This is a genomic window from Luethyella okanaganae, from assembly GCF_042660285.1.
Taxonomy (GTDB): Bacteria; Actinomycetota; Actinomycetes; order Actinomycetales; family Microbacteriaceae; genus Luethyella; species Luethyella okanaganae.
This window is the reverse complement of the sequence record NZ_JBHSTP010000003.1, coordinates 16,969-43,903: the sequence shown is the minus strand read 5'-3', so window position 1 is coordinate 43,903 and position 26,935 is coordinate 16,969. Positions and strand designations below refer to the sequence as shown.

Here is a 26,935-nt window from a genome sequence, read left to right as displayed (position 1 = left end):
CAACGACGGTATGCGGACTGACGTGTCGGTTACCACAGCTGTGATCAGGGAATTGCATGAACGACTTCTGGAGCGAGGCAGGTTTCGGCGCGGCGATTGCCGATGTCGATGTAGGTGACCGCGAGCGCTAGCCCGCTTGGGTCGAAAAATGCGAAGCCTCGACGATTGCGTGTGACGCGTGCGCGCTCTTCCGTCAGACGATCGTGGTGGGTGGCGATGCCGCCCGGGTAGTCCTCGAGCGCCGGGGTACTGGCGCTTAATCCATCTACCTTGATATGGTGCCGGCAAGGTGGCTCGCCTCATCTGCGTCGGGCCGCTCCGGGCGCCGCTGGGAGCGGTCGCGGCATCTTGGTGGTTGCTCCGTCCCACGATGAGGATGAAGATGAAGAAATCAATGAAGTGATCATCGCCGGGCTGTTTGGCGGCATCGCACTGCTTGGAGTGAGCGGCGTCGCGTACGCCGGCACTGCCTACGAGTCATTTGACACGGTCTTGCCGGTCGGCCAGTTTGCTGGCTGGACCACGTCACAGACGAAGGCGTACAACAACACGCCAGGGCAGATCAGCATTTCCTCCGTCGGATCCAGCTATGAAGTCGACGCACAGATGTGCACGAACGTCCCGACCAATTGCGGGGCGAAAGTGTATTACCTGAACGACGGAGACTTCGAGAACCTGCCGAACTCATATGCCTCGGGGACGACCGTGCGCATGCAGATGCAGATCTCGACCTGGAATTCCGTCAAGGTTCAGGTCATCGGCAGTTGGCGTAGTCAGTAAGTGGTCGCACTCGCTGACAAGCGGTCCTGGGCGGGCCGGCCACGACTCGCCCAGGACATCGCCCGTGAGTCGCGGCTAATCCTGCGATGGCCGGTCGTGGTCGTCGCGGTAGCAGTCTGGGTTGGACCGCTCATCCTCGGAATCGTCGATGCGCGCGGAGGCGTCTACCGAGACAACCTTGACTTCTTCGGCGACCTCATGAACTCGCCAGTCTCACTCGTGTTCCCACTTCTTGTCGTCCTCGTCGGCTGCTTCCGTCTCTTCGAGGAGCTCGGGCATCGGGCAATCGTGAACACGAGGATGCGGTCGAGCGTCCGCGCTACCATCGCCACACGGCTGACCGCGTCGATGCTTGTCGCGTTCGGCGTGTTCTTCATCGCCGTCCTCGCACAAGCCGTCCTCGCGTTCGCCATTTGGCCCCTCTTGGGGAACCCATCTGTGGATCCGTCCGTGTATCGAATGGGCCAGAGTGACCTTGCGGCAGACCAACTCGAGCGGTTCGGGCTTAGCCAGGCGATGGCGGGAGGGCCGATTGTGTACAGTCTGCTCATGGCGACCTGGATCGGCTTCGGCGCGGCCGTCTACGCGGCGGTCGGCACCGCGGCACTCGTCACACTCAACAACCGATTCGTCGCGTTGCTCACCCCGATGTTCGTGTACTTCGGACTCACGCTGTTCACGTCACTGCTACAGCTTCCCCATTTCGCCCCGATGTTCTCGCTGTTCCCGATTGGATTGACGCAGCAGCCTGTCGCCGTCACGGTTGCGCCCACGGTTGTCGTCGCGGTCGTGGTCGCTTGCTGCTGGATTCTGGTCATGCACGGGCTCACCAGAAACGCCCGTCTCGGATGATTCAGTCGACCATCAAATCGCCGCTCACATGGATCGTCGGCGCACTCGCCCTGGGATACGCCCTCTACGCCCGGTACCTCGCGGATGTGATGTTCGGTCCGGGAAACGTCGGGGTGTGGGATCTGCTGCTCGAGACCAGCATGAGCCCGCAGTACCTCACGTTCGTGTGCCTGCCATGCTGGCTCGGAATCTCGCTTCTGATGTTGCGCAAGCTCGCCAACCCTCCGCACCTCGTGCGATTTGGTAGCGGAACCGGCGCACTTCGGTGGATCTCAATTCAGGGAACCTTGCGAGTGCTGCTACTGGCAGCTGTCGTCCTCGCTGCGGCGTCGGTGGCGTCGGCCGGGCTGCCATTACCGTCCGCGGCAGCGCCAAACACTATCGGCAGTCTCTTCCGAGACGCCGGCATCACCCCCGTGCTCGCTCTCGGGCTGCAGCTCCTGCTCGTCACGGTGGTGCTGGTTGTGATGCAGGCCCTGCTCATGGTGGTGCTGATCGCTACTCGCCGCTGGTCCGCCGTGATCGTTCTCGCAACAGCCATCTGGGTGTGGTCGGTCGCGTCGGCGGTCGGCGTTGTGCCACCATCAAGCGCCGCGAGTGCCGGCTGGTGTCTCGACGTCAGCGGCGCACTTCGCGAGCCAACGACAGCAGCCGTTGCGTACACCGTTGTCGCGGTGGTCGCCGCTGTCGTTGTCGTCTGGGTGTGGAGCATCGACCGGCGAGCCCGCTATCAGACCCTTGAAGTCAGCCCAACAGTGGTGTACCTCGTTGGCGGGTTCATCATCACCGCCCTGTGGATCGCGTTCGGTTCGCCCGAGCGGCAGTCAGCATTCGACGCTGTGAGCAGCGCCCTCTTTGGGGTCGGGCAGACGATCACGCAGCTTCTCATCTTCTGTTTCGTGTTCGTGGGTGCCGGTGTCGCGAGTTTGGTGCGATTGCTCGTCGTTTCCGATGCGGAGCGGGCGGCCCAGCTCGTCCGGTTCGGTTCGCGCTTGCGATGGGCCGTCGGCCTGGCGTGGGGAGAAGGACTCCGAGCGGCGGCTGCGTTCGCTGGGCTCTTGGTTTTGGCGGGTGCTTGCTACGTCGCGCTGGGCGGGCAAGACTTCTCGCAGCCTGCCGTTGGTCTCGGCATCTGGCTATATCAGATCCTCGTCAACGGAACTCTGCAGGTGGTCGTCTGTGTCTGGGCGTGCGTACTCGCTTTCACGGTAGGTTCCCGCGCTTGGTCTCTCGGAGTGATCGCGGCACTCCTGATCATGCTGATCGCCACCGGAGGCATGAAGTTCTCGCCGCTCGGGGGTGGAGCGACAGCGCGCCTCGACGGCGGGTGGGCCGACGTCTTGATCGCCACACTCACTTTGACTGTGACAGCTCTCGCGCTCGGGGTCGCATTCGTCACCGCACACGCCGGAAACACGCTCAGAAGGAAAGCACGCACATGACAGTGATCCAGTTCAACGGGGTTTCGAAGACCTATCGCGGCCAGTCGGTTCTCGCGAACGTCACGCTCAGCATCGAGGCAGGTCGCACCTACGGCGTTGTCGGGCCGAACGGGGCAGGCAAATCGGTTCTCCTCCGCTTGATGTGTGGGCTCACGTTGCCCAGCACCGGCGAAGTCATCATTCACCCCGACTACCTAGACAAGCACAGAACGTACCCAGACCGATTTGGCGTCGCGATTGACGGTCCTGCCTACATACCGTCGCTCTCCGCAGAAGCCCAGCTCCTCGAACTCGCTCGCATCCGAAACCGCATCGGACTCGCGGAAGTGCGCGACGTGTTGAAGGAGATCGGTCTGAATGCACCATTGCGAAAGAAGGCTCGAGCGTACTCCCAAGGCATGAAGCAGAAACTCAGCCTCGCCCAGGCGTTCATGGAGTCACCTGATGTGCTTCTTCTCGATGAGCCATTCAACGCGCTCGACCGTGAGAGCATGCATCGAGTCAAAGACCTCATCCATGCCCGTCATAGAGCGGGAGCCACCATCGTCTTCACCAGCCATCATGGAGCAGACATCGACGAGCTCACCGACGAAGTGTTCGAGATCGACGCGGGAGCCGTCCTCATGAACCGTCGGCGAGGCTGACCAGGGTCTGTCCTGTAAGGGCCTGCAAGGGCGAACAGCTCGGCTGGGCGACCATCCTCGGAGGCCTGGCAGTCGTCGTCTGCGCAGAAACCGTCCCTCGGCTGCGCGCCCGACCACACAGCGAGCACGGCCTGCGACACACGCCGCAACACGATTTCGACCCACCGTTCGATTCGATGGAATGGATCCATGACTTCCGACACGGCCGTGGACGCCGGACCGCTCGCCGATTGGGCGGAGTGGAACAACGCGCGGCACCGTGCCGTGACCGAGCCTCTGGGCGCCTTGGCGCTCGTGCTGACGCACTGGTCTCCGCCTGGGGAACCGCCTGTCGCCGAGGCGACGGCCCGTGCGGGGCACCCCGAGCATGCGCTCTTCACACGCCTGACGCGCACCGACATCGACACCGGCCTGCCGCAGGAGGGATACCGCATCTGGCGCGCCGATTCGCCGGCGAGTCAGGCATTCGAAGAGACACCGCCGTGCTCGAGGGCGGCCGCATCGTCGAGCGGGGTCGACACAGCGCGTGCTGTCACGGCCGCGACACGACTACACCCGCTCGCTGCTGAGGGCGGTGCCGCGGCTGTCGTCGGCGTAGTCGCGCCCGCGTGGCCGAGGTAGCCACCCACAACCGCACGGGAGGCCTTCGCGAGCTGAGGAGGCCAATCCAGCAGGTTGCGGCCTCCCGTCCGCGCGAGGTCCTCCCTCCCGGCGAACGCTGATCAGCCCGCATCACTCGAACAAGGCCAGCCACTGCACGCGGAAGTCGAGCCGCACGGCCTCAAGGAGGTCATCACGCGCGACGGATGTCGCCGAACCGCGTCATGAATCGGCGGGGTCGGCGTCTCTTTGTCGAGGAGACCCGATGAACACTTCCCCATTACTCGACGGACCGTGCCCAGCGGAGCCGCCGACCGTCCACCTCGAACGATTCCTCAGCACGCGGTCCGGCGAGCCCATCCACGTGCTGTGTCACTGTGCCAGAGGGATCGATCACAACTTCGAGGCACCTCACGGTCTCGCCTCGCCACACGGAGACACCCCCGGTCGATCGTGATCCTGCTGCCGTCACCAACGACGAACGACGTTGACGGCGCTCACGGCGCCGAGCGCGACCACCGCGAGCGCGCCGGCGAGGAGCGCCGTCCTCGCCGCATCCGGCAGGGACAGCAACTCTGGCAGGGTCGTCGCCGATGTCAGCCACCAGGCGATCCCGCCGAGCGCGACGAGCGCGACTGACGAGACCAGGGCGAGGATGTTCTGCAGCATCGCCGTCACCAGCCGTTCTCGAGGTGCTCGCCACTCACGACGGATGCGCCTCGCAGCTCGACGCCGTCGGTCCGCCGCCAGGAATCGGATGGCAACGGAAACCCGCGCAGGCGGGTTGGCGGGAGTTCGACGTTCCCGGTCGCCAGGAACCATGGCTGCTCCGCCCATTCGGTCGATTGCATCAGAATCACTCCTCCGATCGAAAACCACTCCGTTCAAGGAGACTCGGATCCGCCGAATTCATGACGCGGGTTCGCGACTCGATCTCGTTCGCGATGGGCGCGGCACGGCGGTTTTAACACAGACCGAAAGATTGTTAACCACAGAGTCGCCAAGATGGGCTAGTGTTGACGCTCAAGTTGTTGTGTTGCGCATTGTATTTCAAGCAGCCGCCGTTCCAGCCGGTTCGGGGGTGCTTTTCTGAGGGCGAATCAAAAACACCGCGACGCTCGGATCCGGCAGTCGGATTCGATCGAACCTCAAGAATGAGAGACAAATAATGGCAACAGGCACCGTGAAGTGGTTCAACGCTGAAAAGGGCTTCGGCTTCATCACCCCCGACGACGGAAGCGCAGACGTGTTCGCGCACTTCTCGGCGATCGCGACCGATGGCTACCGCAGCCTTGAAGAGAACCAGAAGGTCGAGTTCGAGACCGCCCGTGGCCCCAAGGGCCTCCAGGCTGAGAACATTCGCCCGCTCTAGTCTTCAGACAGGCTCTGTTCTCACACAGAGACCGCTCCGGCTTAACGGAACAAGGAAGGACCCCGCTTCGGCGGGGTCCTTCCTTCTGTAACGGAGGCTGGGCAGAGGCGCGAGCGCATGCGCAGAGGCGCCGGCGCATGCCGCTACAGCACGAATGCGGTCGGCGAGTTCCCGCCAAGCGAGCTGCAACACCCCGCGCACGAAGCAATCGACGGAGGCGACCCGAGAGACGTCGAGCCCGGCGAGAGCGCCGACATCGGAGACGGACACCTGAAAGTGCGAAGGTGCCGAGCGAAGGGGTGCCGAGCGAAGGGGTGCCGAGCGTCGCAGTCAGCCGCATCCGTCGTTCCAGCTCATTGCGGTCGAGAACCGGCGACTGGTCGAGGACGAAGCCGGCCGCCGCGAGCTCATCGTCGGACGACCAAGCCGCGACCTTCCAGAACGCGACCTTCCAGAAACGGAAGCGGCACGAACGCCCCGATACGGCGTTCTGATCGCGAGGGAGCGAAAGCGGAACGTCGAATCCGAGGAAACCGTCGTCGTAACCGCTGACCATGAACTCAGCCGACCACGACTGGGGTGACGCACAAGACCGACGGGGCAGGAGCACTAGAGCCGCGAGGCGTCGACCGCGAAAGTGTTGCAGACGCCAGCACCCCGTGTGAACCCGGTGAGGAACCAGCGCTGGCGCTGCTCGCTCGAACCATGGGTCCACGCCTCCGGGTCGACCTGGCCGCTCGCCGCAGCCTGGATACGATCGTCGCCGACGGCGGCCGCGGCGCTCAGGGCATCCCGGATCTGCGCCTCGGTGATCGGTTTGAGGAAGGCCACGCCCGCGGAGTCGTCGACCTTTGAGGCCGCCCCCGCCCAGGCTCCCGCGAAGCAATCCGCCTGCAGCTCGACGCGCACCTGGTTCGACGCCGGGCCGGTGCCGCCCTGCGTCCCGAGGATTCCGGCGATGTTCTGGATGTGGTGACCCCACTCGTGCGCGACGACGTACATCTCCGCAAGCGGTCCGCCGGACGAGCCGAAGCGGTTGCGCAGTTCGTCGTAGAACGACACGTCGATGTAGATCGTCTGGTCCGGCGGACAGTAGAACGGCCCTGTCGCGCTCGACGCCGCACCGCATCCGGTCTGGGTGGATGCCGTGAACAGCTGCATGTCCTGCGGCGAGACGTACTCTCCGCCGACCGCGACGAACTCCTCGCTCCAGTACGCATCCAGCGACGCCGCAGCGCCCTTCATTCGGCACTCGATGTCGACGTTCGCATCCGCCCCGGTCCGGCACGCATCGAGGCTCTCCTCGGTGACCTGTTGCTGCTGGCCACCGACGAGTGCCGTGAGGTCGACGCCGAGGAACTGGGAGAGGACGAACAACGCGACGGCCCCCAGGCCGCCGCCGACCGCGATGCCGACATTCCGGCCGCGCTTGCTGACCTTGCCTGTGCTGATGTCGGCGTCGTCGTTGAACGTCATGAGAGAACGTTATCGCGCGAAGCGATCGGTCGCCTCGATGAGCGCAGATCGGATCCCCGGCTCGTCGAAGGAGTGTCCCGCATCGGGGATAAGCCGGAGTTCTGCCTCGGGCCACGCCTTGTGCAGCTCCCATGCGGTCATCACCGGGGTGCACACGTCGTAGCGGCCCTGGACGATGACACCGGGGATGCCGCGCAGGGTTCCGGCATCGCGGATGAGCTGCCCCTCCTGCCACCAGCCGCCGTTCATGAAGTAGTGGTTCTCGATGCGTGCGAAGGCAACGGCGTAGTCGGGCTCGGTGAACTTCGCCACGGTCTCCGGCGACGGCAGCAGCGTGATGGTCGACGACTCCCAACGCGACCAAGCCACTCCCGCGGCACGATGCACGGCAGGATCGGGATCGTTGAGCAGCCGACTATACGCACGCACGAGGTGACCGCGCTCCTCGACGGGGACGGGAGCGACGAAGCCCTCCCAGAGGTCCGGGAACAATGCGGCGGCACCACCCTCGTAAAACCAGTCGAGCTCCTCCTTGCGCAGCGTGAAGATGCCGCGCAGCACCAGCTCGGTGACGCTGCTCGGATGTCTCTGCGCGTAGGCGAGCGCCAGAGCGCTGCCCCAGGATCCGCCGCACACGAGCCACCGGTCGATGCCGAGGTGCTCGCGCAGCCGTTCCAGATCGGCGACGAGATGCCAGGTGGTGTTCGTGCTGAGGTCGGCGTCCGGGGCGCTCGCGTGCGGGAGGCTCTTGCCGCAACCGCGCTGGTCGAACAGCACGATACGATATTTCTCCGGATCGAACACCCTGCGTTGGTTCGGGTTGCTGCCTCCGCCCGGTCCACCGTGCAGGTAGACGGCGGGCTTACCATCCGGGTTGCCGGAGACCTCCCAGTAGAGTTGCTGGCCGTCGCCGACGTCGAGCAGGCCGCTGTCGTAGGGTTCAATGTCTGGATAGAAGTCGCGCATCCATCGAGCTTATTGTCGCGGTTAGGCTGAAGCATGGCGAACACACCCTCACCCGTCACCGTCACCGTCACCGGAGCGGGCGGCCAGATCGGCTATGCCCTGCTCTTCCGCATCGCCTCTGGCCAGTTGCTAGGCCCCGGAGTGCCGATACGCCTGCGGCTGCTCGAGATCCCGCAGGGCCTCAAAGCGGCCGAGGGAGCTGCGCTCGAACTCCAAGACGGCGCTTTCCCTCTGCTCGCCGGTGTCGAGGTGACGGACGCCGCGTCCGCCGCGTTCGACGGCGTCAACGTCGCCATCCTCGTCGGCGCCCGCCCGCGTGGCCCCGGAATGGAACGCGGAGACCTGCTCGCCGCCAACGGCGGCATCTTCGCCCCGCAGGGCGCGGCCATCAATGCGGGAGCGGCCGACGACGTGAGGATCGCGGTCGTCGGCAACCCGGCCAACACGAACGCCCTCATCGCGAGCGCCAACGCACCCGACATCCCGGTCGAACGCTTCACCGCGCTCACCCGGCTCGATCACAACCGTGCTCTGGGACAGCTCGCCGCTGCCCTCGCCGTCTCGCCCGGTGAGATCCGCGATGTCACGATCTGGGGCAACCACTCGGCGACGCAGTTTCCGGATGTCGCACACGCGACGGTCGCGGGGCGGCCCGTCGTCGACGCGCTTGCCGAGCGGCTGGGGGATGCCGCCACCGTGCGCGCCTGGATCACCGACCAGTTCATCCCCCGCGTCGCCAAGCGCGGCGCCGAGATCATCGAGGTGCGCGGCTCGTCGTCCGTGGCATCCGCCGCCTCTGCGACGATCGACCACGTGCATGACTGGATCACCGGCACGCCGCACGGCTGGACCTCGGTCGCGCTGTCATCCGACGGCTCCTACGGGGTGCCGGAGGGACTGATCTCGTCCTTTCCCGTCCGCTCGGTCGACGGTGTGTGGCAGATCGTGCAGGGCTTGGAGATCGACGAGTTCTCGCGTGCACGGATCGACGCATCCGTCACCGAGCTCACTGAGGAGCGCGATGCCGTTCTGACCCTCGGTCTGATCTGAGGACTTGCACCCATCGCGCCGTTTTCTGCGTTGAACGCCACCTCGGATGGCGCTCAACGCAGAAAGTGGCGCGCACGCGACCGTCATAGAGGGACTCTGCGCGAACCTGCCACCAGCCGCTTCTGGCCGCGAGCGGCCGATGAGATGATGAAGGCATGACCATGCACATCACGGGCGACGCCGAGGCCGACGCCCTCCTCTCAGAGAATCCACTCGCCCTGCTGCTGGGGATGCTGCTCGACCAACAGGTCACCATGGAGACCGCCTTCTCAGGCCCGGCCAAGCTGCGTGACCGGCTCGGCCGTTTCGATGCGGAGACGATCGCCGCGTACGACCCCGACGCCTTCGTCGAGGTGTGCAGAATCCCTCCGGCCGTGCACCGTTTCCCCGGGTCGATGGCCGCACGGCTGCAGGCACTGTGCTCCGCACTGAACGAGGACTGGGGCGGGGAGGCGTCAGCGCTCTGGATTCGCGGCGAACCCGACGGCGCCGAGGTGCTGCGCCGGCTGACGGCTCTGCCCGGATTCGGCGAGCAGAAGGCGAAGATCTTCCTGGCCCTGCTCGGCAAGCAGCAAGGCCTCACGGCGCCGGGATGGCGCGAGGCCTCGTCCCCCTACGGCGAGCAGGGCTCGTTCCGCTCAGTCGCCGACATCGTCGACGCCGAGAGCCTCGCCCGGGTGCGCGAGCACAAGAAGGCCGCAAAGGCCGCGGCCAAGAAGGCCTAGCCGACCCCTGACTCACCGGTGGTGCGCGAGCGCATGATTGAGGGCCCGCAGCCATCCCGCGCATCCGCAGCAATCACGCCCTCGCAGGCATCCGCGCATCGGCCGTGCTCCGAGGCCGGAGCATTCGGCACCGGCCACGACGATGGCACGACCACGGCACTCAGACCGGGGCCGAGCCGGCGTCACTTCTTGGCGCCCGTGAGTGCCTTCTCGTCCACTGGAGCGGTGCCGGATGCCCGCAAGGCGCGGTAGTACTCGCGCGCCTCGTTCTGACGATCCAGTTCGGTGCCGCTCGCGATCGGTGCGCGCAGGTGCTCCTGCCGGTAGCCGAACGCGTCTACGAGGTCGAGGGCATGTGGACGGAGTCGCGCGATGAGGCGGTCGATATAGGCCGTCACCGCCTGGGCACGTTGCGCGGACAGCCGGCCGTTGACGAGGTACCAGGCGAGGTTCTTCTCGACCAGGCCGAGGCCGAAGAGATCACGCAGCCAGGTGAGCACCTGGTGGGTTCCCGCATCGGTGCTCTCGTCGAGCCCTCGGGTGAATGCCTCCCACTGCAGCAGCTCGGCATGCGCACGGGCTGCTTCGATGAGTTCATTCTGCTGCGAATTGAAGAGATCCGCAGCGGTCCGTTTTGGCAGCTTGCGGGCGTCGCGCAGCTTCGCGGCCACCCCGGCGATCATCGTCTCTACTCGGTCGGTCAGCAGTTCGCGTTGCGTGCGCGGATCGCGCAGCTCGCTCACCGAGCGGGCAGTCGACCCGAAGTCTGCGACCGTCTGGGCGAGCGTGCGCAGACCCGTGCCGTGGTAGGCACGGTCGGCTGCCTGGGTCACGACATAGCGGGCGAGTGCGCCGGCATCCGCCGTGGCGAACTTCTGAGAATAATCGGTGAGCAGCCGCTTGGCTACGAGCTGCAGCAGCACGTTGTTGTCGCCCTCGAAAGTCGCGTAGACGTCGAGGTCCTGGCGCAGTCCGACGAGACGGTTCTCGGCCAGGAAGCCGGCGCCGCCGCACGCCTCCCGCGCCTCCTGAAGGGTATCGAGCGCATGCCAGGTCGAGAGCGGCTTGAGTGCCGCCGCGAGGGTCTCGAGGTCCTGGCGGTCGTCGTCGGTGTCGGCCTTGCCGCCGAAGACGGCATCGAACTTCACGAGGAACTCGTCGTGTGCGAAGGTCTGAGCGTACGTGGTGGCGAGACGTGGCAACAGGCGACGCTGGTGACGCTGGTAGTCGAGGATGACCTCCTCGTCGATGTCGCTCGCGGCGGTGAACTGGCGGCGCTGGCTCCCGTAGGTGATCGCGATCTTCAGTGCCAGAGCGGATGCCGCGGTGGCGGCGCCGTCGAGCGAGACACGTCCCTGCACGAGCGTGCCCAGCATGGTGAAGAAACGGCGACCGGGGCTCGCGATCGGACTGGTGTACGTGCCGTCCGCATCGACGTCGCCGTAGCGGTTCAGCAGATTCTCGCGGGGGATCCGCACGTTGGTGAAGTGCAGCCGTCCGTTGTCGATGCCATTGAGCCCGCCCTTGAGACCGTCGTCCTCGCCGCCGACGCCACGCACGAAACCACCGCGCGCGTTGCGGATCGGAACGTAGAACGCATGCACACCGTGGTTGACTCCGTTGGTGATGAGCTTCGCGAACACCACCGCCGCCGTGCCATGCAGGGCCGCATTGCCGAGGTAGTCCTTCCATGCGCCGCGGAACGGGGTGTTGATCACGAACTGTTTCCTGGCCGGGTCATACGTGGCTGTCGTGCCGATCGACGCGACATCCGAACCGTGACCGGTTTCCGTCATGGCGAAGGCTCCTGGCACGGCAAGACTCATGATGCCCGGCAGGAAGGTCTGGTGGTGGTATTCGGTGCCGAGGTGCAGAACGGCTGCGCCGAAGAGGCCCCACTGAACGCCTGACTTGATCTGCAGGCTGGGGTCGGCGGTGACAAGCTCCTCAAAGGCGGCGATGTTCCCGCCGTGATCGTCGAGGCCGCCCAGGCCCTTCGGAAAAGCACGGTGCACCTGACCGTTGGCGACGAGCAGCTTGAGCTGGCCGAGCACACGCTCCCGGTGCTCCGCCATCGACAGCCCCTCGATGCGCTGCATCTCCGGCTTGGCCGTGACCTCGCGCGCCGCCAAGCGCACATCTGCCCATGTTCCGAGCAGCTGGCGCCCGAGCTTCTCGACGTCGACCGTGGGCGCCGTCGGATCGCCCGCGAGCTTGACGGGCCCGGTGTCGATGTCTTCGGCCTGGACTGTCTTCGATGTCGCGGTCGGAGCACCCTTCGGCGCGAATGCAGCCTTCGTGATGCGGGAACGTGCGCCAGTCTCAACCATCGTCGGTATCGTCCTTCGTGCGTGGGGTGGTCTGCCTCAACGGTAGGACGAGGTATGGAAGCCGCGAAATACTGCGTCGGCGGCCTACAAAGGCCAGCGCGCGGCACCCCGAGGAAACTGTAGAGTCACGACAAATACAGGTTGTGGAGTCGCGAGAGTTGCGACAAAGGTTGGGGTTGATTCGCGCATGACTCAAGAGTGAATGCCGCCGCGCCCCCTTGTCGACCGCCGCAGCCGTCTATTGCGTGAGCCCGGCATCGATATCGACAAGGAGCGTGCGTCTGGCCTGTTCGCGGTGACCGGGGCTGCGCTCCTTCTCACCGCGTGCACATTCTCGGTGAACCTCACCCCTGCCGAACGAGTCGCCGACACCACCGAGACGCGAAGGTCGTGATCGCCGACGTCGCAGGCACCGACTTCCGCGTGGACGTGAACGTGGACGGAACCGGTGAACCAGCAGTAGACGCCCGAATCCTTGACGGATTTGGGCGTCTACTGCCGGTTCGCGAAGGTCTCTCGCCCTATCCGGCCGACGAGTTCAGAGAGTGAGGCCGTGGCCGAAACGGAAGAGCGGATCCTTCGTGTCGAACGGCACGTCGGGACGATTCGCCTCGACGGCGACCATGCTCGACGGAAGGTCGAACGGGAGCCGCCCCCTCGGCTGAGCGGCACCGGTCAGCACGTCCAGCAGCGCCCGCGCGTTGGCGCCATAGTTCGCCACGACGGCCCCGACTTCGCCGACGATCGGCGTGAGGATCGCCGGACGATCGAGAAGCACGTCGACAACCGTTGGCACGACCGCCGCGACCGAGCGGATGTGCTCGACTACCTCATCGGCGAAGTCGAGCGACCCCGCATGGAAGAAGTTCTCGAACATCGTCGCGCGCTGCTCGTAGGGAGCCTGTATCCGGAGGATCGCGACATCCGCCTCCGCCTCGGACTCGACGACCGTCCCGTACTCCCCCGCGATCTCTGGTGCGATGCCGTCGACATAGAGGCGGAGTCCACGAGCGAGGGGAAGGACGGGCATGCCGGCCTCGGTGGACGAGTTCGTCAGCACCGTGATCGAAGCACGCTGCGCGGCTTCGCCTGCAGCGACGAACTCGGCCGAGCCGACGACGACGGATGCCCGCTCGACGTCGACGAAGGGCCGGTCGAACAGGCCGAGCACGAACTTCTCGCGCAGCAGCCTCCGTGCCGAGACGTCGAGGCGCTCCTCGCTCACCTCGCCGCTCCGCACGATGTCGACGAGCAGTTCGGGGTTCGACTCGCCGCCGAACTGGTCGACACCGGCGTTCAAGACCTTGATCATGCGCTCGCGCGGGCTGAGGTGCTCGACGCCCCAGGCGCGCGCCGGGAACGGCTCGCCCATGAGCTCGGCGTCGGAGACAAGCCCCCAGTCGGTGCAGACGATGCCGTCGAAACCGTACCGCTCACGCAGCAGCCCCGTGATGACACTCTTGTTGAAGCCGAAGCCGACCTCCTCATACTCGGTGCCGACCGGCATGCCGTAGTACGGCATGATCTGGCTGGTGCCGGCCTCGAGCGCGGCCTCGAAGGGCTTGAGGTGCAGTTCGAACTCACCGCCGGGGTACACCTGCTCGCGACCGTAGGCGAAGTGGGGGTCCTCGCCGTCCTTCTGCGGGCCACCGCCCGGAAAATGCTTGGTCATGGTCGCGACCGATTCGGGGCCGAGCTCGCCGCCCTGGAAGCCGCGGATGTAGGCGGCGCCGAGCTGCGAGGTGAGCTCTGGATCTTCGCCGAAGGTCGCGACCTGACGCGACCAGCGCGGCTCGGTCGCGAGATCGATCTGCGGATGCAGCGCCACCCGGATGCCGACCGCCGTGTACTCCTGGCGGGCGATGTCGCCGAAGCGCTCGACGAGCGACGCATCGCGGATGGCGGCGAGGCCGATCGACTCCGGCCACTGCGAGAACGGGCCGGCCAGCATCGCGGCGCCGGGGTTCTCGCTGAACGAATGCCGCGGGTCGGTCGAGACGGTCACCGGGATGCCGAGCCGGGTCGATGCCGCGAGCGCCTGCAGCTTGTTGTGCCAGCCCGCCATCTGCTCACCCGTCTCGGCGGCGCCGAGCACATTGAAGTGGGTCATGCCCTTGGTCACGACGTATTCATCGGTGCCCGGCAGACCGAACGCGGGGTCGGGTCCGGCGAGCTCACCCCCCTCGCCGAACGTGATCATCGCCTGGAAGAACAGACCGGCCTTCTCCTCGAGCGTCATCTGTGCGAGAAGGCGCTCGACGCGCTCCGAGACGGGCAGCGACGCGTCGCGATAGCTCGGGTCGACGGGGGCGGACGCGCGTGCATCCGCGGTCTCGATGATGTCGGACACGCCTACTTCACTCCCTTGATGCGGTAGACGAGAACGGCGCCGGCGAGAGCGACGAGCGCACCGAACAGGTAGTAGGTGGTGTAGCCGCCGATGGCGGTCGTGGCGCCGAAGGCGATGATGGCGGGCGCGATAGCCGGGGCGATCGACTGTGGCAGGGCGTTGGCGATGTTGAGCACGCCGAGATCCTTGGCCGTGTCGTCCGGGTTCGGCAGCACCTGGGTGGCGAGCGCGAGATCGACCGAGAAGAACGAACCGGCACCGAAGCCGATGACCGCCTGGGCGAGGATGACAAGAGGGACGCTCGGGGCGACGGCGAGGGCGACGAGGCCGACGACCATGACGACGCCGGCGATCGCGACGAACGGGCGACGCTTGCCGATCTTGTCGGAGAGGATTCCGCCGATCGGGCTCGAGACCATCATGGCGACCATTGACGCAAGGTTGGCGAGCAGGATCGTGGTGATCGCGTCCTGCTCGGAGAGTCGGAACTTCTCGATGAGGTAGAACGGCAGGAAGGTGGCGATCCCGGCGTAGCCGAACATGACGAGGAACTTGGTGAGCCAGGTCCAGCCGAAGTCGGGGTGCTTGCGGGGGTTGAAGACGAACGAACCGAGGAACTGCGCGGCGGTCATCCGCGAGGCGGGCTTCTGGGCGAGGACACGGTCCTTCAAGATCAGCGCGAACAGCACAGCGAGGGCCACGCCGATGGCCGCTGGCACGACGAAGCGGCTGACGTCGTCGGAGAGGAAGCTCACCAGAAAGTTGCCGCCGAGGATGCCGAGCGGCGTCGTGAGGCCGATGATGCCGGAGATCTTGCCCCGGCGCTCGGCCGGAACCTGATCGGGGAGGGTGGCGTTGGTCGCGGCCAGCACGCCGTTCATCGCGGTCTGCACGAGGCACCAGGCGACGAGCACGACCCAGACGGATGTCGCAGTGCCGATGACGACGAACGCGAGGAATCCGACGAACGAGCCGCCGATGATCCACGGCCGACGCATTCCGAACCGCGACGTGGTGCGGTCGGAGAGCCGCCCGATGAGCGGGTTGGCGACGAGGGCGAAGAGCGCACCGACACCCAGCACAAGGCCGAGAGAGCCGGTCGCCTCCTCTGGCGATGCGGTGATGTGCTGAACCTTGAAGGCCATCGAGACCAGCACGGGGGTGAGGAGCGCGATGTAGATGCCGAAGTTCGCGATTGCGAGCCCCGGAAGGTAGCTGCGTGGTTCGCGGATGCGCACGGATGAGGTCTCGGTCAGGGTGCCGAGGGACTCGCCTTCGGTTGTCGACGACTCTGTCATGGGGGTCCTTTCACGGAAGGTGAACCGTCTTTGGTTCACCGAGAGAATACACGAACCCAGACCGATTGGTAACATTTATTTTCCGGGGTGACATCGTCGCACCCGTGTATCGACGTAGTCTCGAGTGGGTGAGGATTGCAAGGGAGGCAGAGTGATCGACTTCCGGACCGCCGTCGCAGCATCCGTCGACGGCCGAACGGCGCGTGGCATGGCCACGCGCGAGACCATCCTCGACGCCGCACAGGAGCTCTTCGTGGCCGAGGGCTTCCGCGCCGTTTCACTGCGCGACATCGCCGCGCGCGCCGGCATCTCGCATCCCGGTGTTCTCAGGCATTTCCCCTCGGCCGATGCCATCCTCGACGCCGTCGTCGACCGTTTCGAGGAGTTCAACGAGCGGTGGAACGCTGAACACGACCGGGGGTTGGCGGGCTTCGCCGTCCTCGCCCGCCACAACGCCGACACCCCCGGCTACGTCGAGCTCTTCGCGACGCTCGCCGGTGAGGCGACGAGCGCTGAGCATCCGTCGCACACGCGGTTCCAGCAGCGCTATCGCCGGATTCGCGACCTGACTGAGAAAGCCTTCCTCCGGGCTATGACGGACGAAGGAGGACTCCCCGGCGTGGCCGATCCGGCCGCGGAGGCCACACGGATCCTCGCCGCCTGGGACGGACTGCAGGTGATCTCGCTCTACCTTCCCGATCGCATCGACGTCTCCGGCATGCTCGAACGGCACATGGAGCGGCTCTCCGGCATCGCCGGATCCTCCGAGGCCCGGCTGGCGGATGCGCCCCCACTCACGCCTCTCACAAGCATCCTCCCCCGGGTGTTCGGATACGAGTCGGGCAGGAAGCGCCGTACGCGCATCGTCGCGGATGCCACCGCGTTGTTCGCGAGCGGCGGGTTCCACACGACCAGCCTTCGCGAGATCGCCGAGAAGGTCGGCATCGGCAAGTCCACCCTGCTGCACCACTTCTCCACCAAGGACGAGTTGCTGACGGCCGTGCTGCTGAACCGTGACGCGGCAATGGTCGATCGCGTGGCCGCACCCGCCGCGACGGCCCGCGACGAACTCATGGGCATCGCGAAGAGCGCACGCCGGAACACCCGCGAAGAGCCCGGGCTTGTCGAGCTGTACGCCGTGCTGTCCTGCGAGGGCGCCGCGGTCTCGCATCCGGCGCACGACTACTTCACGTGGAGGTTCGACGCGAGCATCGGCTACTTCACGAACGTGTTCGCCCGGGCCGCCGCCGAGGGCGCGATCGACCCCGACCTCGACCCGGCGTTCGAAGCCACCTGGCTGATCGCACTGTGGGACGGCCTGCAGTACCAGTGGCTCTACGATCGCGACGCGATCGATATCGCGGCACTGCTTGACGACCACATCGCACATTTGCTCGTGCCTGAGGTGGCCGCGCTCGGATAGATATCCCGGCAGGCAGCCTCGTTGGGGCGCCCGCGCCGATTGGACCCACGCCCCGCACCGATTGGACCCCATCTCTCACCGGACGGGAGGATCTCGCTCGGAAGGGAGGCCGGTGGGGCTGGGATCAGCCTCCTTAGCCCCCGAGGGCCTCCCTTGCGGGGGAGATGGGGGCCACAAGCAGCAGGGAGACAGTTTGCGGAAGGCCGCGCGCCGAGACCGCACGCTGCGGGAATGCGGTGCCTACGTGCGCGCCATGACCACGGCGATGAGCTGCTCGCCGTAGGCCTCGAGCTTCTTCGCACCGATACCCGTGATGCCGTCGAGTTCACCGACAGTCGTCGGCGCGGCTGCAGCGACCGCTCGCAAGGTCGCGTCCCCGAAGACGATGTAGGCGGGCACGCCCTGCTCTCGCGCCTGTTCGGCCCGCCATGCACGAAGCGTCTCGAAGAGCTCCCGCTGCGGTTCGCTGAGGTCCGCGAGCGCCGCCGAGGTCTTGGCAGAGCGCGCCGAGCGGCCGACCGGCCGCTCCGGCTCGGTGCGCAGCGACACCGTTCGGCTGCCTGAGAGAACCTCGGTCGAGGCGTCCGTCAGCGCGAGGGTGCCATACTCGCCGGTCGTCGCAAGCAGTCCTTGGGCGAGCAGCTGCCGCACGACCCCACGCCATAGCTGGTCGCTCAAGTCTGCGCCGATACCCCAGGTCGCGAGCTTCTCGTGACCGTGCTGTCGAGTGCGCGGCGTCTCCTTGCCGCGCAGGATATCGACGATCTGACCGGCACCGAAGCGCTGGCCGCGCTCACGCAGCAGACGCACCACCGTCGAGAGCAGTTTCTGAGCGGGAACCGTGCCATCCCAGGCGGCTGGCGGGGTGAGACAGGTGTCGCAATTGCCGCACGGGGTGCTCGCCTGGCCGAAGTAGCTGAGCAGGTTCACCCGTCGGCACTGCACGGTCTCGCACAGCGCGAGCATGGCGTCGAGATGCTGCGCCAGGCGCCGACGGTGGGCGATGTTCTCCGAGTCACTCGCCTGCGCCGAGCCGGCGGAGGCCTCGATCATACGTCGTTGCTGCACCACGTCTTGCAGGCCATAGGCGAGCCATGCCGTCGACGGCTCCCCGTCGCGGCCGGCTCGACCGGTCTCCTGGTAGTAGCCCTCGACCGACTTGGGAAGGTCGATATGGGCGACGAAGCGCACGTCGGGCTTGTCGATGCCCATGCCGAACGCGATCGTGGCGACGACGATCACGCCCTCCTCGCGCAGGAAGCGCGACTGCGTGCGAGCACGCGTGGCCGCGTCGAGGCCCGCGTGGTATGGCAGAGCGTTGAGACCGTTGGTCTGCAGGAACGCCGCCGTCTTCTCGGTGGTCGCGCGCGAGAGCGCATAGACGATGCCCGCGTCGCCGGCATGCTCGGTGCGGATGAAATCGAGCAGCTGACTGCGCACCTCGTTCTTGGAGACGATGCGGTACTGGATGTTGGGCCGGTCGAAGCTCGACACGAAATGCGCCGCGCGCTCGAGCTGCAAGCGCGAAGTGATCTCCCTGTGTGTCGCCTCTGTCGCCGTCGCCGTGAGGGCGACGCGGGGCACCTCGGGCCAACGCTCGGCCAGCTCTCCGAGCGCGAGGTAGTCCGGACGGAAGTCGTGCCCCCACTGCGACACACAGTGGGCCTCGTCGATCGCGAACAAGGCGATCCGGCCGCGTGCGAGAAGTTGCTTCGCCTGTTCGGTGCCGAGACGCTCGGGCGCGACGTAGAGCAGGTCCAGCTCTCCGGCGAGATAGGCGCGTTCGACGGATGCCCGGTCAGCGGCATCTTGGGTGGAGTTGAGATAGGCCGCCCGCACCCCGACCGCGGTGAGCGCGTCGACCTGGTCTTGCATGAGTGCGATGAGCGGCGAGACGACGACGCCGGTCCCCTCCCTCAGCAGGGAGGGAATCTGATAGCAGAGGCTCTTGCCGCCGCCGGTCGGCATGAGCACCACAGCGTCTCCGCCTGCCGCGAGCTGCGCGATGATCTCGGCCTGCTCGCCCCGGAACGAGTCATAGCCGAAGACGGTGTGCAGTGCTTGCTCGGCCGTGGCGAACTTCGCCGGGGCCGCTGCAGCCCCACGCCGGCCCTGGGCGACTCCTTCGGCGATCGAGCCCGGACTTTCGACGATCGAGCCTGCGCTCTCGGCGATCGAGCCTGTTGAGATCGCCAAGCCCTGTGCCGTTCCGCCGATTTCGACAGGCTCAATCAACGGGTTCCCGGGTCTGGTCGGTGGGTTCCCAGATCCGGCCATCGGAACGGAGTCCGATGGGAGCCAGTCGTCGTGCGATGGGAGCCAGTCGTCGGGTGGCGGCGGAGGGAACGCCTCATCGTCCCAGGAGGGTTCCACGTTCCACGTCACCAGGAGAGTGTATCCGGCGCCCGTGACAGCATCCTGTTCCAGCAGCTCGTCACGCGACAGGCCACATCACGCACATTACGCGACATCACACGACATCACACGACATCACACGACATCACACGACAGGCTCCATCACACGGCAGGCTCGCGCAGTGCTCCCTTCAAGTGCGTGTCGTCTGGACAGGTGCCGCACCGAGTCGGTCCGGCGAGACAGGTCCGAGCGGGCACGCTCACCTCATCCGGTTGGCCGCACCCGCTGAGCGGAAGTGCCGACGACACGCCGACGCCGAGACGACGGACGACACGTGCCGCCGGCCACTTCCGCAATGCGAATGCCGGCCGGGACTCTACGGGGCGCGGTCGGGACCGGGGTCCGGTTTGCCGCTCACGTCGTCAGAACCCGAGCCGCCGGAACCCGGGCCGCCGGAGCTTTCGTCGGCTCCAGCATCGACGGAATCCGCTGCGCCGGAACCGGGCGCGGACCTGCGCCGCAGGATGAGCAACGTCGCAAGCACCGCGAGCAGCACGGCCCCGAGAGCGCTGGCGACCCAGGCGATATCGCCCAGAACCGCTTCCGACGTCTCAAGACCGACGGCACCGGAACCAGATCCATCGCCGCCCGGCGCCGGCGTTGTCACCGAGGCCGTGCCACCGCCGCACGCCGGCGCAGTGGCTCGGCCCTCGGCGAGGACAATCCCCGCGGTCGGCTGCCAGTCGAAGCTGTAGCTGCCCGAGATCGGGTGACCGTCTGCCGACACCACCTGCCACGTGACCGTGTACTCGCCCGGCTCCCCTAGTTGCGCCTCCGCCTCGAGCTTCGGACCGAGCACGGTCGCACAGCCGTCTCCGTAGAACTTCGGTGCGGAGGACGGACCGCTGATCTCCATCGCACTCGCTCCACCCTCGAGCAACACGTCGTTCGTGGTGAGGCTAAACACGCCGGGCTGCTCGGTGACGATCTCCCCGTCCGCAGGCACCGTCTCGACGGGGTAGTTGTGGGCGGACACCGGCGCGGCACCCAGCGCGAGACCGGCGACGGCCGCGCTGACGACAGCACCGATGACGGCACCGACGAGGAACGGGTGGGTTGCGCGTCGCATGATCCCCCCTATTTCGCAGCCCGGCCGCGGGCCGCGACGGCGAGCACGAGGCCGACGGCCCCGACGACGAGGCCGCCGACGCCGAGGACGCGCGCGAGCACATCGTCACCGGCCGATGCGCCGGCACCGCCTCCGGCAGCGCTCGCTGCAGCGCCGTGAGCACCACCGTGAGCACCACCATGCCCGTTGCCGGCAACCGCCGCGGTCACGGCGATGCTCGGCGCGGGGTGAGCCGGTTCCGGCTCGCCCTCGGCTGCGAGCTGATCCCAACTGGTCACTCCCTGCTCACAGCTCTGCAGGACCGGGAAGGCGAGCGTCTTGCCTGCGGCATCCTGCGGCAGCGTCATCGCGAGGGCGAAGGTGTCGCGTAGCCCGTCGGGCAGCGGGGTCTTCGCCGTGTAGACGATCCGTCCGATCCTGTCCGTGACGGAGTTGCCCATGCTGTCGGTGACCGGCTTCGGGAGCGGCACCGAGACCTTCTCGACCTCCCAGCCGGGGTTGACCGTCGGGGTGACCGAGACGATGCTCTCGGGGATGTCGATCGCGATCTTCGTCGTCGACGAGCCGTCACAACCGTGCGGAACGGCGAAGGTGAGCACTGTGTGAGAGCCGGCTGCGGTGTTTTCGGACGTGACGCCGACATGCGCGCTCGCAGAGAGCGGCGCGGCGACGGCGAGCAACAGGCCGGCTCCGATGGCGGAGGCGGCGAGGGTGGTGCGGCGGAGGGGGGTACGCGTGGTCATAAGTATCCTTGGTCGATTGTGGGCACCGGGACACCACGGAAGGCGTCACTGAATGATTCGGTGCCAGAAGTGAAAAAAGGTCTGAAGACCGCTGGCGGTGGGCCTAAACGGTCGCAGCCGTCGCGGGCGGCCCGCGGTGACGCATCGACGAGAGCACGACCCCGAGTTCGCGGGGACGGAAGATGAAGAGCGAGGGAACAGGCGCGGGGGCAACATCCGGAACCGTGACGGCGACAGCTGGGGAGAACAGTGCCAGGGCGCCGAGATGCGCGAGCTCCAGCAATCGCAGCAAGGCCCCTTCGCCGCGACGCAGCAGGGCGATGGTCACGATCGCCGCGACGATGTGGGCGACGACCATGGTGTCGCCGTGGTTCATGCCCGCCATACCGGCACCGGTATCGGACAGCCCAGACGGTGCCGATGGCACGGTGGACGCTAATTGCCGGGCGATCTCCGGCTGCGTCAGATGATGCGCGGCCGAGGCGGCGAAACCAGCATCGCCCACGGCGCCGGACACCTGCGCTCCGAGGCTGAAGAGCGTGTGGAACACGGCTTGGCTCGCGACGACCGAGACGGTCAGGCGCCAGAGCGAGAGCGTGCGGCCGGAGAGGCCGATGCAGACCATGCCGGCAAATGCGAGCGAGATCACAACGGGGAGCACACCTGGTACCGAGCCGCCGCCGAGGGTGTGCGAGAGCGCTGCGACGAAGGTGGCGGTGCCGGCCACGAGCCAGCCGCGCGTGAACCGCGCCCACCTCGTGCTCGTCATGCGTTCAACGATACCCGGCCCGCGGCAGGGGTGGTTGCGAAGACCTCTCCGGCGACCGAGTCCTCGGTGCACCGTCTCGCGATCAGCTCGGCCGGAAGCGCGAGAAGACCGGAACCCCCCGAGCCTGAGCTCCGGGGGGTTCCGGCTTCGAGAGGCCCGTCGCCTACCGGAGGAAGAGCGGCACCGCCAAGCTCGTCGACCCGTTGACGGTCTCCGACCCGCTGTACCGTGCGCTCAGCAGGTGCAAGCCTGCGCCCAGCTTCGGCAGCTTGACGCTCAGCTTGCCCTTGGCTGCCTCCGTCAGCTTCGCCGTCGCGATCACCGAGGTGCCATCGAGGATCTCGACGGTCCCGGTCGGCTTGGTTCCCGCCGCGGCGACGACGACCGTGTACTTGATCGTCGCCTTGCGGCTGGCGATGAACTTGTTCGGCCAGCCGATCGTGACACTATCGACCTTGACCGGCTCCTCGTGCTTCACGATCGTGATCGGAACGGCGATCGCCGTTCCGGTCGAGGCGACGGCGACGCGGAGCTGCTGCACACCGCCGATCCCCTCGGGAATAGTGATCTGCACGGATGCCCGGCCTGCCTCGTCGGTCGTGTCGACGATCGTCTGGTCGACGGCGGCCGAGGCCAGCACAGAGCCGCCGAGCGAGACGTCGACCGTCGCAGCCGGCGTCTCGCCGGCAGTGAAGGCGAGCGAGGACAGGTCGACGGTCACGACGTCACCGGCGCTGTAGCCGTCGGCGTCGGGCGCGGAGAGCCTCACGCCGACCGCGCGCTGTGCGAGGTCGGGCGATGCGGTGGTGTTGGCGGCGAAGTAGTCGACCATCGACTGCAGGTCGACCTTGCCCGAATCGGCGCGATTGGTGCCGCTCTTGAGGGTCGGAAAATTGTCTCCGCCCGAGGCGAGGAACGAGTTCACGACGACGCGGTAGCTGCCGGCCGGGTCGAGGGGACTTCCATCGAGCGTGATCGCACCGATGCGCACACCGGGCGCCGCCGTCGGGTCATAGCTGTAGCTGAGTCCCTTCGACACGCCGAGCTTGAGGAATGGACGGCTCGCCGTCGCCGGCTGCCACTGCTGCTCGAGCACCTGCCGAACCTGGTCCCCGGTGAGGTCCATCGTGACGAGCGTGTTGGCGAAGGGCTGGACGCTCGCCGCCTCTTTGTAGGTCACATTGCCGTCGGGGTCCGCAGGCCCCGTCGACGCGAACTTCAGGTCGGCGCGCAGGCCGCCCGGGTTCATGAACGCGATCTGCGCACCGGCGGGAGCGGTCGCCCGCAGTTGGACGTCGGCGACGAAGTTGCCGAGAGTGGATTCCCCGCCGCGGTTCTCGGAACCGTTCGTCTGCTTCGCACGGTTGAAGTCGCCCGTGATCTCGCCGACCTTGGCCGCTCCGAGCTGGCTCGCTACCGTCACCGCGTCGGCGACGATCGGAGCGACATCCTGATCGACAGGGTAGAGCGGTGTCGGCGGGGTCGTCGACATGTTCATGAGCGGCAGGGTCTCGTTGCTGATCGAGATCAGCTCCTTGGTCTGCGGGTTCACCGAGATGTCCATGAGGCCGAACTTCTCACCGTATTGGCCGCTCGAGATGACGGGACGCCCGCCGATCACGTGGTTGTAGGCGAGGTGGGTATGACCGGAGACGATGGCGTTGACGTCGGAGTCGACGCCGTTGACGATGCGGCCGAACGGCGAGTCATCCGTCGCCGAGGCGATGTCGGTCGTGGCGGCCCCCTCGTGCACGAGCAGGATGATGACGTCGGCCTCACCGTTGGCCGGGTCGCCGTCGCGCAAATCGTCGGCCACCCGGTTCGTCTCGATCGTGACGTCGCGGATCTCGAGGTTCTCGATACCCGACGGGCTCACGAGTGAAGGCAAATCGTTCGTGACCGCGCCGATGAAGCCAACGGTCACGCCGTCGAACGTCTTCGTGTAGTACTCGGGCAGCGCGGGCTTTCCGGTCGCCTTGTCGTAGACGTTGGCTCCGAGATACTCCCACAGGGCTCGCGGCACGACCCGGTCGGTCAGATCGGCGAAACCCTGGTCGAACTCGTGATTGCCCACAGAGCTCACGTCAAGACCAGCCGCGTTGAGCGCGTCGATCGTGGGATTGTCCTGCTGGATGAACGAGGTGAACGTCGACGCGCCGATGAGGTCGCCGGCCGCTGCGAACACCGTGTTCGGATTGGTCGCACGGATCTGCTTGACCGCTCCGGAGAGCACCGCCGCACCGCCGGAAGCACCGGTCTGCTCGATCCTGCCGTGAAAGTCGTTGACCGTGACCACGTCGATGTTGACGGGCCGCACCTCCGTGGTGATGCCGACCTTGAGCGGGTCATGGTCACTCGACCGGAAGGGGGTGCCCGCCTCGGCCGCACCGAAGGCGTAGCCCCGGTCGGACCATTCGGCGGCGTTGATGTCCCAGTCACCGACCCCTGTGACCGTCGCCGCGAGAGACGGAGAGACGATGGCGTGGTCGAGCGAGCCGAGCTCACCGTCGAAGGTGTAGCTGTACTGTCCGCTCGCCATGCTCGGCAGCAGGTCGACGAAGCCGGCCTGGGCGAACACGTCGATCGGATCCTCTTTCGCGTAGGCGTTGAAGTCGCCGAGCAGCAGCACGTCAGAGCTGCCGCTCGTCGCCTGCAGTTGCTGGACGAAGGCGAGTGTGGCCTGGGCTTGCTCGACGCGCTCCGTGTTGAAGAAACCTTGGCCGTCGGCCGGCTCGGGAGCCGTCGATCCGCTCGGCTTGCTCTTCGACTTGAGGTGGTTTGCGACGACCGTCACCGTCTTGCCCTGGAAGCTGAAGGTCTGGGCGATGGGTTCGCGTGCGATGTCCCACACCGTCTCGTCGATCGTGGTCTGGCTCCCGCCAACAGGAGTGACGACATCCTTCTTGTAGATAATCGCCGTCGTGATGTAGTCGGTGATCGCCGCGTCGTTGAGCGCGGCGGGTGTGGGGACGTACGCCCACACCTCGGCACCGAGGGCTGTGTTGAGGCCTGCGACGAGGTCGGCCAGCGCGGTGTCGATCGGCTTGCCGAGCTTGACCGAGTTCTCGATCTCCATGAGTGCGACGACGTCGGCGTCGAGGCCGTTGATGGCCGCGACGATCTTCGACTTCTGAACGTCGAACTCGGCCTGGTTCGCCGCGCCGCGGGCCGCCGAGTTCTCGCTCTTCAAGGTCGTGAAGTAGTTGTAGACGTTGAACGCGCCGAACTGCAGGTCGCCACCGACCTCGGGTGAGGCGGCCGGCCGTGGGTTCGTCGGCTGGAAGGTCGGCTTGTAGCTCGCGTCGCTCGCGTCGTTGATCGGGATGGTCGGCTGCAGGCGCCAGTCGTCGAAGCCCCAGGAGAGCACGAGCGGCCGCTCGGGGAACACGACCGTGTCACCATTGCGCACGACGGTGCCGGCGCTGAAGTACGGCTGTTCGCCGGGGTGCGCGTTATTGCCGACCTGGATGCCGTATCCATCGTCGAGGAAGATACGGCCCGCCCGGTTGGCGGCGGCGATCGCATTGGCGTCGGGCCCAGGTCGAACCTGCTCGGTGGACTTGACCGGAAGCTCCTCGCCTGCGGAGAGCCAGAGAGTGCCGAAGTTGTAGAGCTGATGGCTCGAGGCCACCCGGTAACTTCCCGTCGGCTGCACGAGCATGCCCTCGAACTGCTCGCGGTCCGCGCCGCGAACACTGTCGGCGAGGGGGGTCGCAGCGGGCACGCCGATCTGGGCCGTGACGAGCTCGACGGCTCCGGCGGCGGAAGCGGTGAGCTGGGTGAGGCCGAAGTACTCGCTCACCGGACCGGTGACACGCACGAGGTCGCCGATGGCGACGGCTGGGCTGGCGGTGCCGAGGAAAACGAAGAGTCCGTCGGATGCGCCAAGAGTGGCATCCACGTCGCCGCCGCTGCCCTGCGTCTGAATGTAGAGGCCCTTGTACCCACCGACGCGGTGGTCGGCGGTGACGATGCCCTCCACGGTGACGACGCTGCCGACGAGGGGGCTTGTCGCACCGGTTCCCTGCACGTCGGCGATGGTCTTGGTGACCTCCGCTGCGGAGGCCGGGGCCGCGCCGAGCGCCGAGAGGCCGAGCACGGAGGCCGTCGCGATCGCGACGGCCGCGAGACGTCTCTTTCCGGAACGGTTTCGTGAATCCGTGGGACTGTGATGCCGGTGCAAGAGGTCTCCTTCGTTGGTGGACACGTCCTCGTCGAGCCCTCCACGGTGCGCGAAGTAGAACGACTTTCGGCCCCGATTCAGGGGACACCCGCAGCCTAGGGGTCGGCGCTTGGACTGCCAAGAGGCTGAACGCAAACGTCATCTGCTCTTAAGTTGCACGTCATGGTTCGCTGCGCGGATGCGCTTCTTGACACGCCCCCCTCCCCCTCCTCCTCTCCCTCCCTCCTCCCTCCTCCCTTCCTCTTTCCCTCGAGACTGCGTGAATCGTTGGAAAGAGCCCTCTTTCCAACGATTCACGCAGTCTCGAGGGAGGGGGAGGAACTCGAGGGGAGGAACTCGAGGGGAGGAACTCGAGGGGAGGAACTCGAGGGAGATGGGGGTGTGGCCGTGTGACGCATCGTGACTGAACGGGAGGGGTTCTGCCGTGCGCGGCGATACCATGTCAGC

22 protein-coding genes are annotated in these 26,935 nt (G+C 66.5%); 10 read left to right on the top strand and 12 right to left on the bottom strand.

The features are described 5' to 3' along the window. The first annotated feature begins 351 nt into the window (after positions 1 to 351). From ACFQB0_RS11560 to ACFQB0_RS11540, 5 genes are all read left to right on the top strand, one after another. On the top strand, positions 352 to 780 hold the full coding sequence (locus ACFQB0_RS11560) for a hypothetical protein (RefSeq protein ID WP_386731679.1): 429 nt from the start codon (positions 352 to 354) through the stop codon (positions 778 to 780). Further along, the gene (locus tag ACFQB0_RS11555) at positions 781 to 1,632 is read left to right on the top strand and encodes a hypothetical protein (RefSeq protein ID WP_386731677.1); all 852 of its coding nucleotides are present in this window, start codon (positions 781 to 783) and stop codon (positions 1,630 to 1,632) included. Then, positions 1,629 to 3,074 carry a hypothetical protein gene (locus tag ACFQB0_RS11550; RefSeq protein WP_386731675.1) on the top strand — a complete coding sequence of 482 codons (1,446 nt, stop codon included), beginning with the start codon at positions 1,629 to 1,631 and terminating at the stop codon, positions 3,072 to 3,074. Before ACFQB0_RS11555 ends, ACFQB0_RS11550 begins: the two co-directional genes overlap by 4 nt. Then, a complete protein-coding gene (locus ACFQB0_RS11545) occupies positions 3,071 to 3,718 on the top strand; it encodes an ABC transporter ATP-binding protein (protein WP_386731672.1) in 648 nt (215 codons plus the stop codon). The genes ACFQB0_RS11550 and ACFQB0_RS11545 overlap by 4 nt, the downstream gene beginning before the upstream one ends. 189 nt (positions 3,719 to 3,907) lie before the next feature. Next, positions 3,908 to 4,339: a hypothetical protein gene (locus tag ACFQB0_RS11540; RefSeq protein ID WP_386731670.1), complete on the top strand. Its 432-nt coding sequence runs from the start codon at positions 3,908 to 3,910 to the stop codon at positions 4,337 to 4,339. Between the two features lie 447 nt (positions 4,340 to 4,786). Here ACFQB0_RS11540 and ACFQB0_RS11535 read toward each other — a convergent pair whose 3' ends face one another. Further along, on the bottom strand, positions 4,787 to 4,996 hold the full coding sequence (locus tag ACFQB0_RS11535) for a hypothetical protein (RefSeq protein ID WP_386731668.1): 210 nt from the start codon (positions 4,994 to 4,996) through the stop codon (positions 4,787 to 4,789). Then, positions 4,993 to 5,169 (bottom strand): hypothetical protein, encoded by a 177-nt coding sequence (locus ACFQB0_RS11530; RefSeq protein ID WP_386731665.1) that lies wholly within the window; start codon positions 5,167 to 5,169, stop codon positions 4,993 to 4,995. The genes ACFQB0_RS11535 and ACFQB0_RS11530 overlap by 4 nt, the downstream gene beginning before the upstream one ends. Positions 5,170 to 5,486: 317 nt before the next feature. Here ACFQB0_RS11530 and ACFQB0_RS11525 point away from each other — a divergent pair, with 317 nt between their 5' ends. Then, positions 5,487 to 5,690 (top strand): cold-shock protein, encoded by a 204-nt coding sequence (locus ACFQB0_RS11525; RefSeq protein ID WP_386731662.1) that lies wholly within the window; start codon positions 5,487 to 5,489, stop codon positions 5,688 to 5,690. 609 nt (positions 5,691 to 6,299) lie between these two features. Here ACFQB0_RS11525 and ypfJ read toward each other — a convergent pair. Together ypfJ and pip are read right to left on the bottom strand one after the other, a co-directional pair. Further along, positions 6,300 to 7,166, bottom strand: coding sequence for a KPN_02809 family neutral zinc metallopeptidase (gene ypfJ / locus ACFQB0_RS11520; RefSeq protein ID WP_386731659.1), 867 nt, complete (start codon positions 7,164 to 7,166; stop codon positions 6,300 to 6,302). Positions 7,167 to 7,175: 9 nt separating this feature from the next. Next, positions 7,176 to 8,132, bottom strand: coding sequence for a prolyl aminopeptidase (gene pip / locus ACFQB0_RS11515; protein ID WP_386731657.1), 957 nt, complete (start codon positions 8,130 to 8,132; stop codon positions 7,176 to 7,178). A 33-nt stretch (positions 8,133 to 8,165) separates the two neighbouring features. On the opposite strand from pip, the gene ACFQB0_RS11510 reads away from it, so the two are divergent. Beyond that, a complete protein-coding gene (locus tag ACFQB0_RS11510; RefSeq protein WP_386731656.1) occupies positions 8,166 to 9,182 on the top strand; it encodes a malate dehydrogenase in 1,017 nt (338 codons plus the stop codon). Between the two features lie 155 nt (positions 9,183 to 9,337). After that, positions 9,338 to 9,907, top strand: a complete 570-nt coding sequence (locus ACFQB0_RS11505; protein ID WP_386731653.1) for an HhH-GPD-type base excision DNA repair protein — start codon at positions 9,338 to 9,340, stop codon at positions 9,905 to 9,907. 182 nt (positions 9,908 to 10,089) lie between these two features. On the opposite strand, the gene ACFQB0_RS11500 is transcribed toward ACFQB0_RS11505, so the two are convergent. Next, entirely contained in the window at positions 10,090 to 12,237 is a 2,148-nt protein-coding gene (locus ACFQB0_RS11500; protein WP_386731650.1) for an acyl-CoA dehydrogenase family protein, read from the bottom strand. A gap of 202 nt (positions 12,238 to 12,439) precedes the next feature. Between ACFQB0_RS11500 and ACFQB0_RS11495 the strand changes: the two genes are divergently transcribed. Beyond that, complete coding sequence (locus ACFQB0_RS11495; RefSeq protein ID WP_386731649.1) at positions 12,440 to 12,631, top strand: hypothetical protein; 192 nt, start codon at positions 12,440 to 12,442, stop codon at positions 12,629 to 12,631. 144 nt (positions 12,632 to 12,775) lie between these two features. Here the strand turns inward: ACFQB0_RS11495 and ACFQB0_RS11490 are convergent, their stop codons facing one another. Next, positions 12,776 to 14,587: a glycoside hydrolase family 3 protein gene (locus ACFQB0_RS11490; protein ID WP_386731646.1), complete on the bottom strand. Its 1,812-nt coding sequence runs from the start codon at positions 14,585 to 14,587 to the stop codon at positions 12,776 to 12,778. A 2-nt stretch (positions 14,588 to 14,589) separates the two neighbouring features. After that, a complete protein-coding gene (locus ACFQB0_RS11485; RefSeq protein ID WP_386731644.1) occupies positions 14,590 to 15,885 on the bottom strand; it encodes an MFS transporter in 1,296 nt (431 codons plus the stop codon). Between the two features lie 151 nt (positions 15,886 to 16,036). Between ACFQB0_RS11485 and ACFQB0_RS11480 the strand changes: the two genes are divergently transcribed. Beyond that, positions 16,037 to 17,308 carry a TetR/AcrR family transcriptional regulator gene (locus tag ACFQB0_RS11480; protein WP_386731641.1) on the top strand — a complete coding sequence of 424 codons (1,272 nt, stop codon included), beginning with the start codon at positions 16,037 to 16,039 and terminating at the stop codon, positions 17,306 to 17,308. 240 nt (positions 17,309 to 17,548) lie between these two features. Here the strand turns inward: ACFQB0_RS11480 and recQ are convergent, their stop codons facing one another. From recQ to ACFQB0_RS11455, 5 genes are all read right to left on the bottom strand, one after another. Then, a complete protein-coding gene (gene recQ, locus ACFQB0_RS11475; RefSeq protein WP_386732799.1) occupies positions 17,549 to 19,585 on the bottom strand; it encodes a DNA helicase RecQ in 2,037 nt (678 codons plus the stop codon). A 455-nt stretch (positions 19,586 to 20,040) separates the two neighbouring features. Then, positions 20,041 to 20,793 (bottom strand): copper resistance CopC family protein, encoded by a 753-nt coding sequence (locus ACFQB0_RS11470; RefSeq protein ID WP_386731639.1) that lies wholly within the window; start codon positions 20,791 to 20,793, stop codon positions 20,041 to 20,043. Positions 20,794 to 20,801: 8 nt separating this feature from the next. Beyond that, positions 20,802 to 21,536 carry a YcnI family copper-binding membrane protein gene (locus ACFQB0_RS11465; RefSeq protein ID WP_386731636.1) on the bottom strand — a complete coding sequence of 245 codons (735 nt, stop codon included), beginning with the start codon at positions 21,534 to 21,536 and terminating at the stop codon, positions 20,802 to 20,804. 103 nt (positions 21,537 to 21,639) lie between these two features. After that, positions 21,640 to 22,305 carry a hypothetical protein gene (locus tag ACFQB0_RS11460; protein WP_386731633.1) on the bottom strand — a complete coding sequence of 222 codons (666 nt, stop codon included), beginning with the start codon at positions 22,303 to 22,305 and terminating at the stop codon, positions 21,640 to 21,642. Between the two features lie 163 nt (positions 22,306 to 22,468). Then, positions 22,469 to 26,488, bottom strand: coding sequence for an ExeM/NucH family extracellular endonuclease (locus ACFQB0_RS11455; protein WP_386731630.1), 4,020 nt, complete (start codon positions 26,486 to 26,488; stop codon positions 22,469 to 22,471). Positions 26,489 to 26,935: the final 447 nt, after the last annotated feature.

Bases quoted from the DNA above. Each gene is read 5' to 3' on its own strand.
- ACFQB0_RS11550 (WP_386731675.1), top strand. From the start codon at position 1,629: ATGATTCAGTCGACCATCAAATCGCCGCTCACATGGATCGTCGGCGCA.
- ACFQB0_RS11545 (WP_386731672.1), top strand. From the start codon at position 3,071: ATGACAGTGATCCAGTTCAACGGGGTTTCGAAGACCTATCGCGGCCAG.
- ACFQB0_RS11540 (WP_386731670.1), top strand. From the start codon at position 3,908: ATGACTTCCGACACGGCCGTGGACGCCGGACCGCTCGCCGATTGGGCG.
- ACFQB0_RS11530 (WP_386731665.1), bottom strand. From the start codon at position 5,169: ATGCAATCGACCGAATGGGCGGAGCAGCCATGGTTCCTGGCGACCGGG.
- ACFQB0_RS11525 (WP_386731662.1), top strand. From the start codon at position 5,487: ATGGCAACAGGCACCGTGAAGTGGTTCAACGCTGAAAAGGGCTTCGGC.
- ypfJ (WP_386731659.1), bottom strand. From the start codon at position 7,166: ATGACGTTCAACGACGACGCCGACATCAGCACAGGCAAGGTCAGCAAG.
- pip (WP_386731657.1), bottom strand. From the start codon at position 8,132: ATGCGCGACTTCTATCCAGACATTGAACCCTACGACAGCGGCCTGCTC.
- ACFQB0_RS11510 (WP_386731656.1), top strand. From the start codon at position 8,166: ATGGCGAACACACCCTCACCCGTCACCGTCACCGTCACCGGAGCGGGC.
- ACFQB0_RS11505 (WP_386731653.1), top strand. From the start codon at position 9,338: ATGACCATGCACATCACGGGCGACGCCGAGGCCGACGCCCTCCTCTCA.
- ACFQB0_RS11500 (WP_386731650.1), bottom strand. From the start codon at position 12,237: ATGGTTGAGACTGGCGCACGTTCCCGCATCACGAAGGCTGCATTCGCG.
- ACFQB0_RS11495 (WP_386731649.1), top strand. From the start codon at position 12,440: ATGCCGCCGCGCCCCCTTGTCGACCGCCGCAGCCGTCTATTGCGTGAG.
- ACFQB0_RS11485 (WP_386731644.1), bottom strand. From the start codon at position 15,885: ATGACAGAGTCGTCGACAACCGAAGGCGAGTCCCTCGGCACCCTGACC.
- recQ (WP_386732799.1), bottom strand. From the start codon at position 19,585: ATGGCCGGATCTGGGAACCCACCGACCAGACCCGGGAACCCGTTGATT.
- ACFQB0_RS11470 (WP_386731639.1), bottom strand. From the start codon at position 20,793: ATGCGACGCGCAACCCACCCGTTCCTCGTCGGTGCCGTCATCGGTGCT.
- ACFQB0_RS11465 (WP_386731636.1), bottom strand. From the start codon at position 21,536: ATGACCACGCGTACCCCCCTCCGCCGCACCACCCTCGCCGCCTCCGCC.
- ACFQB0_RS11460 (WP_386731633.1), bottom strand. From the start codon at position 22,305: ATGACGAGCACGAGGTGGGCGCGGTTCACGCGCGGCTGGCTCGTGGCC.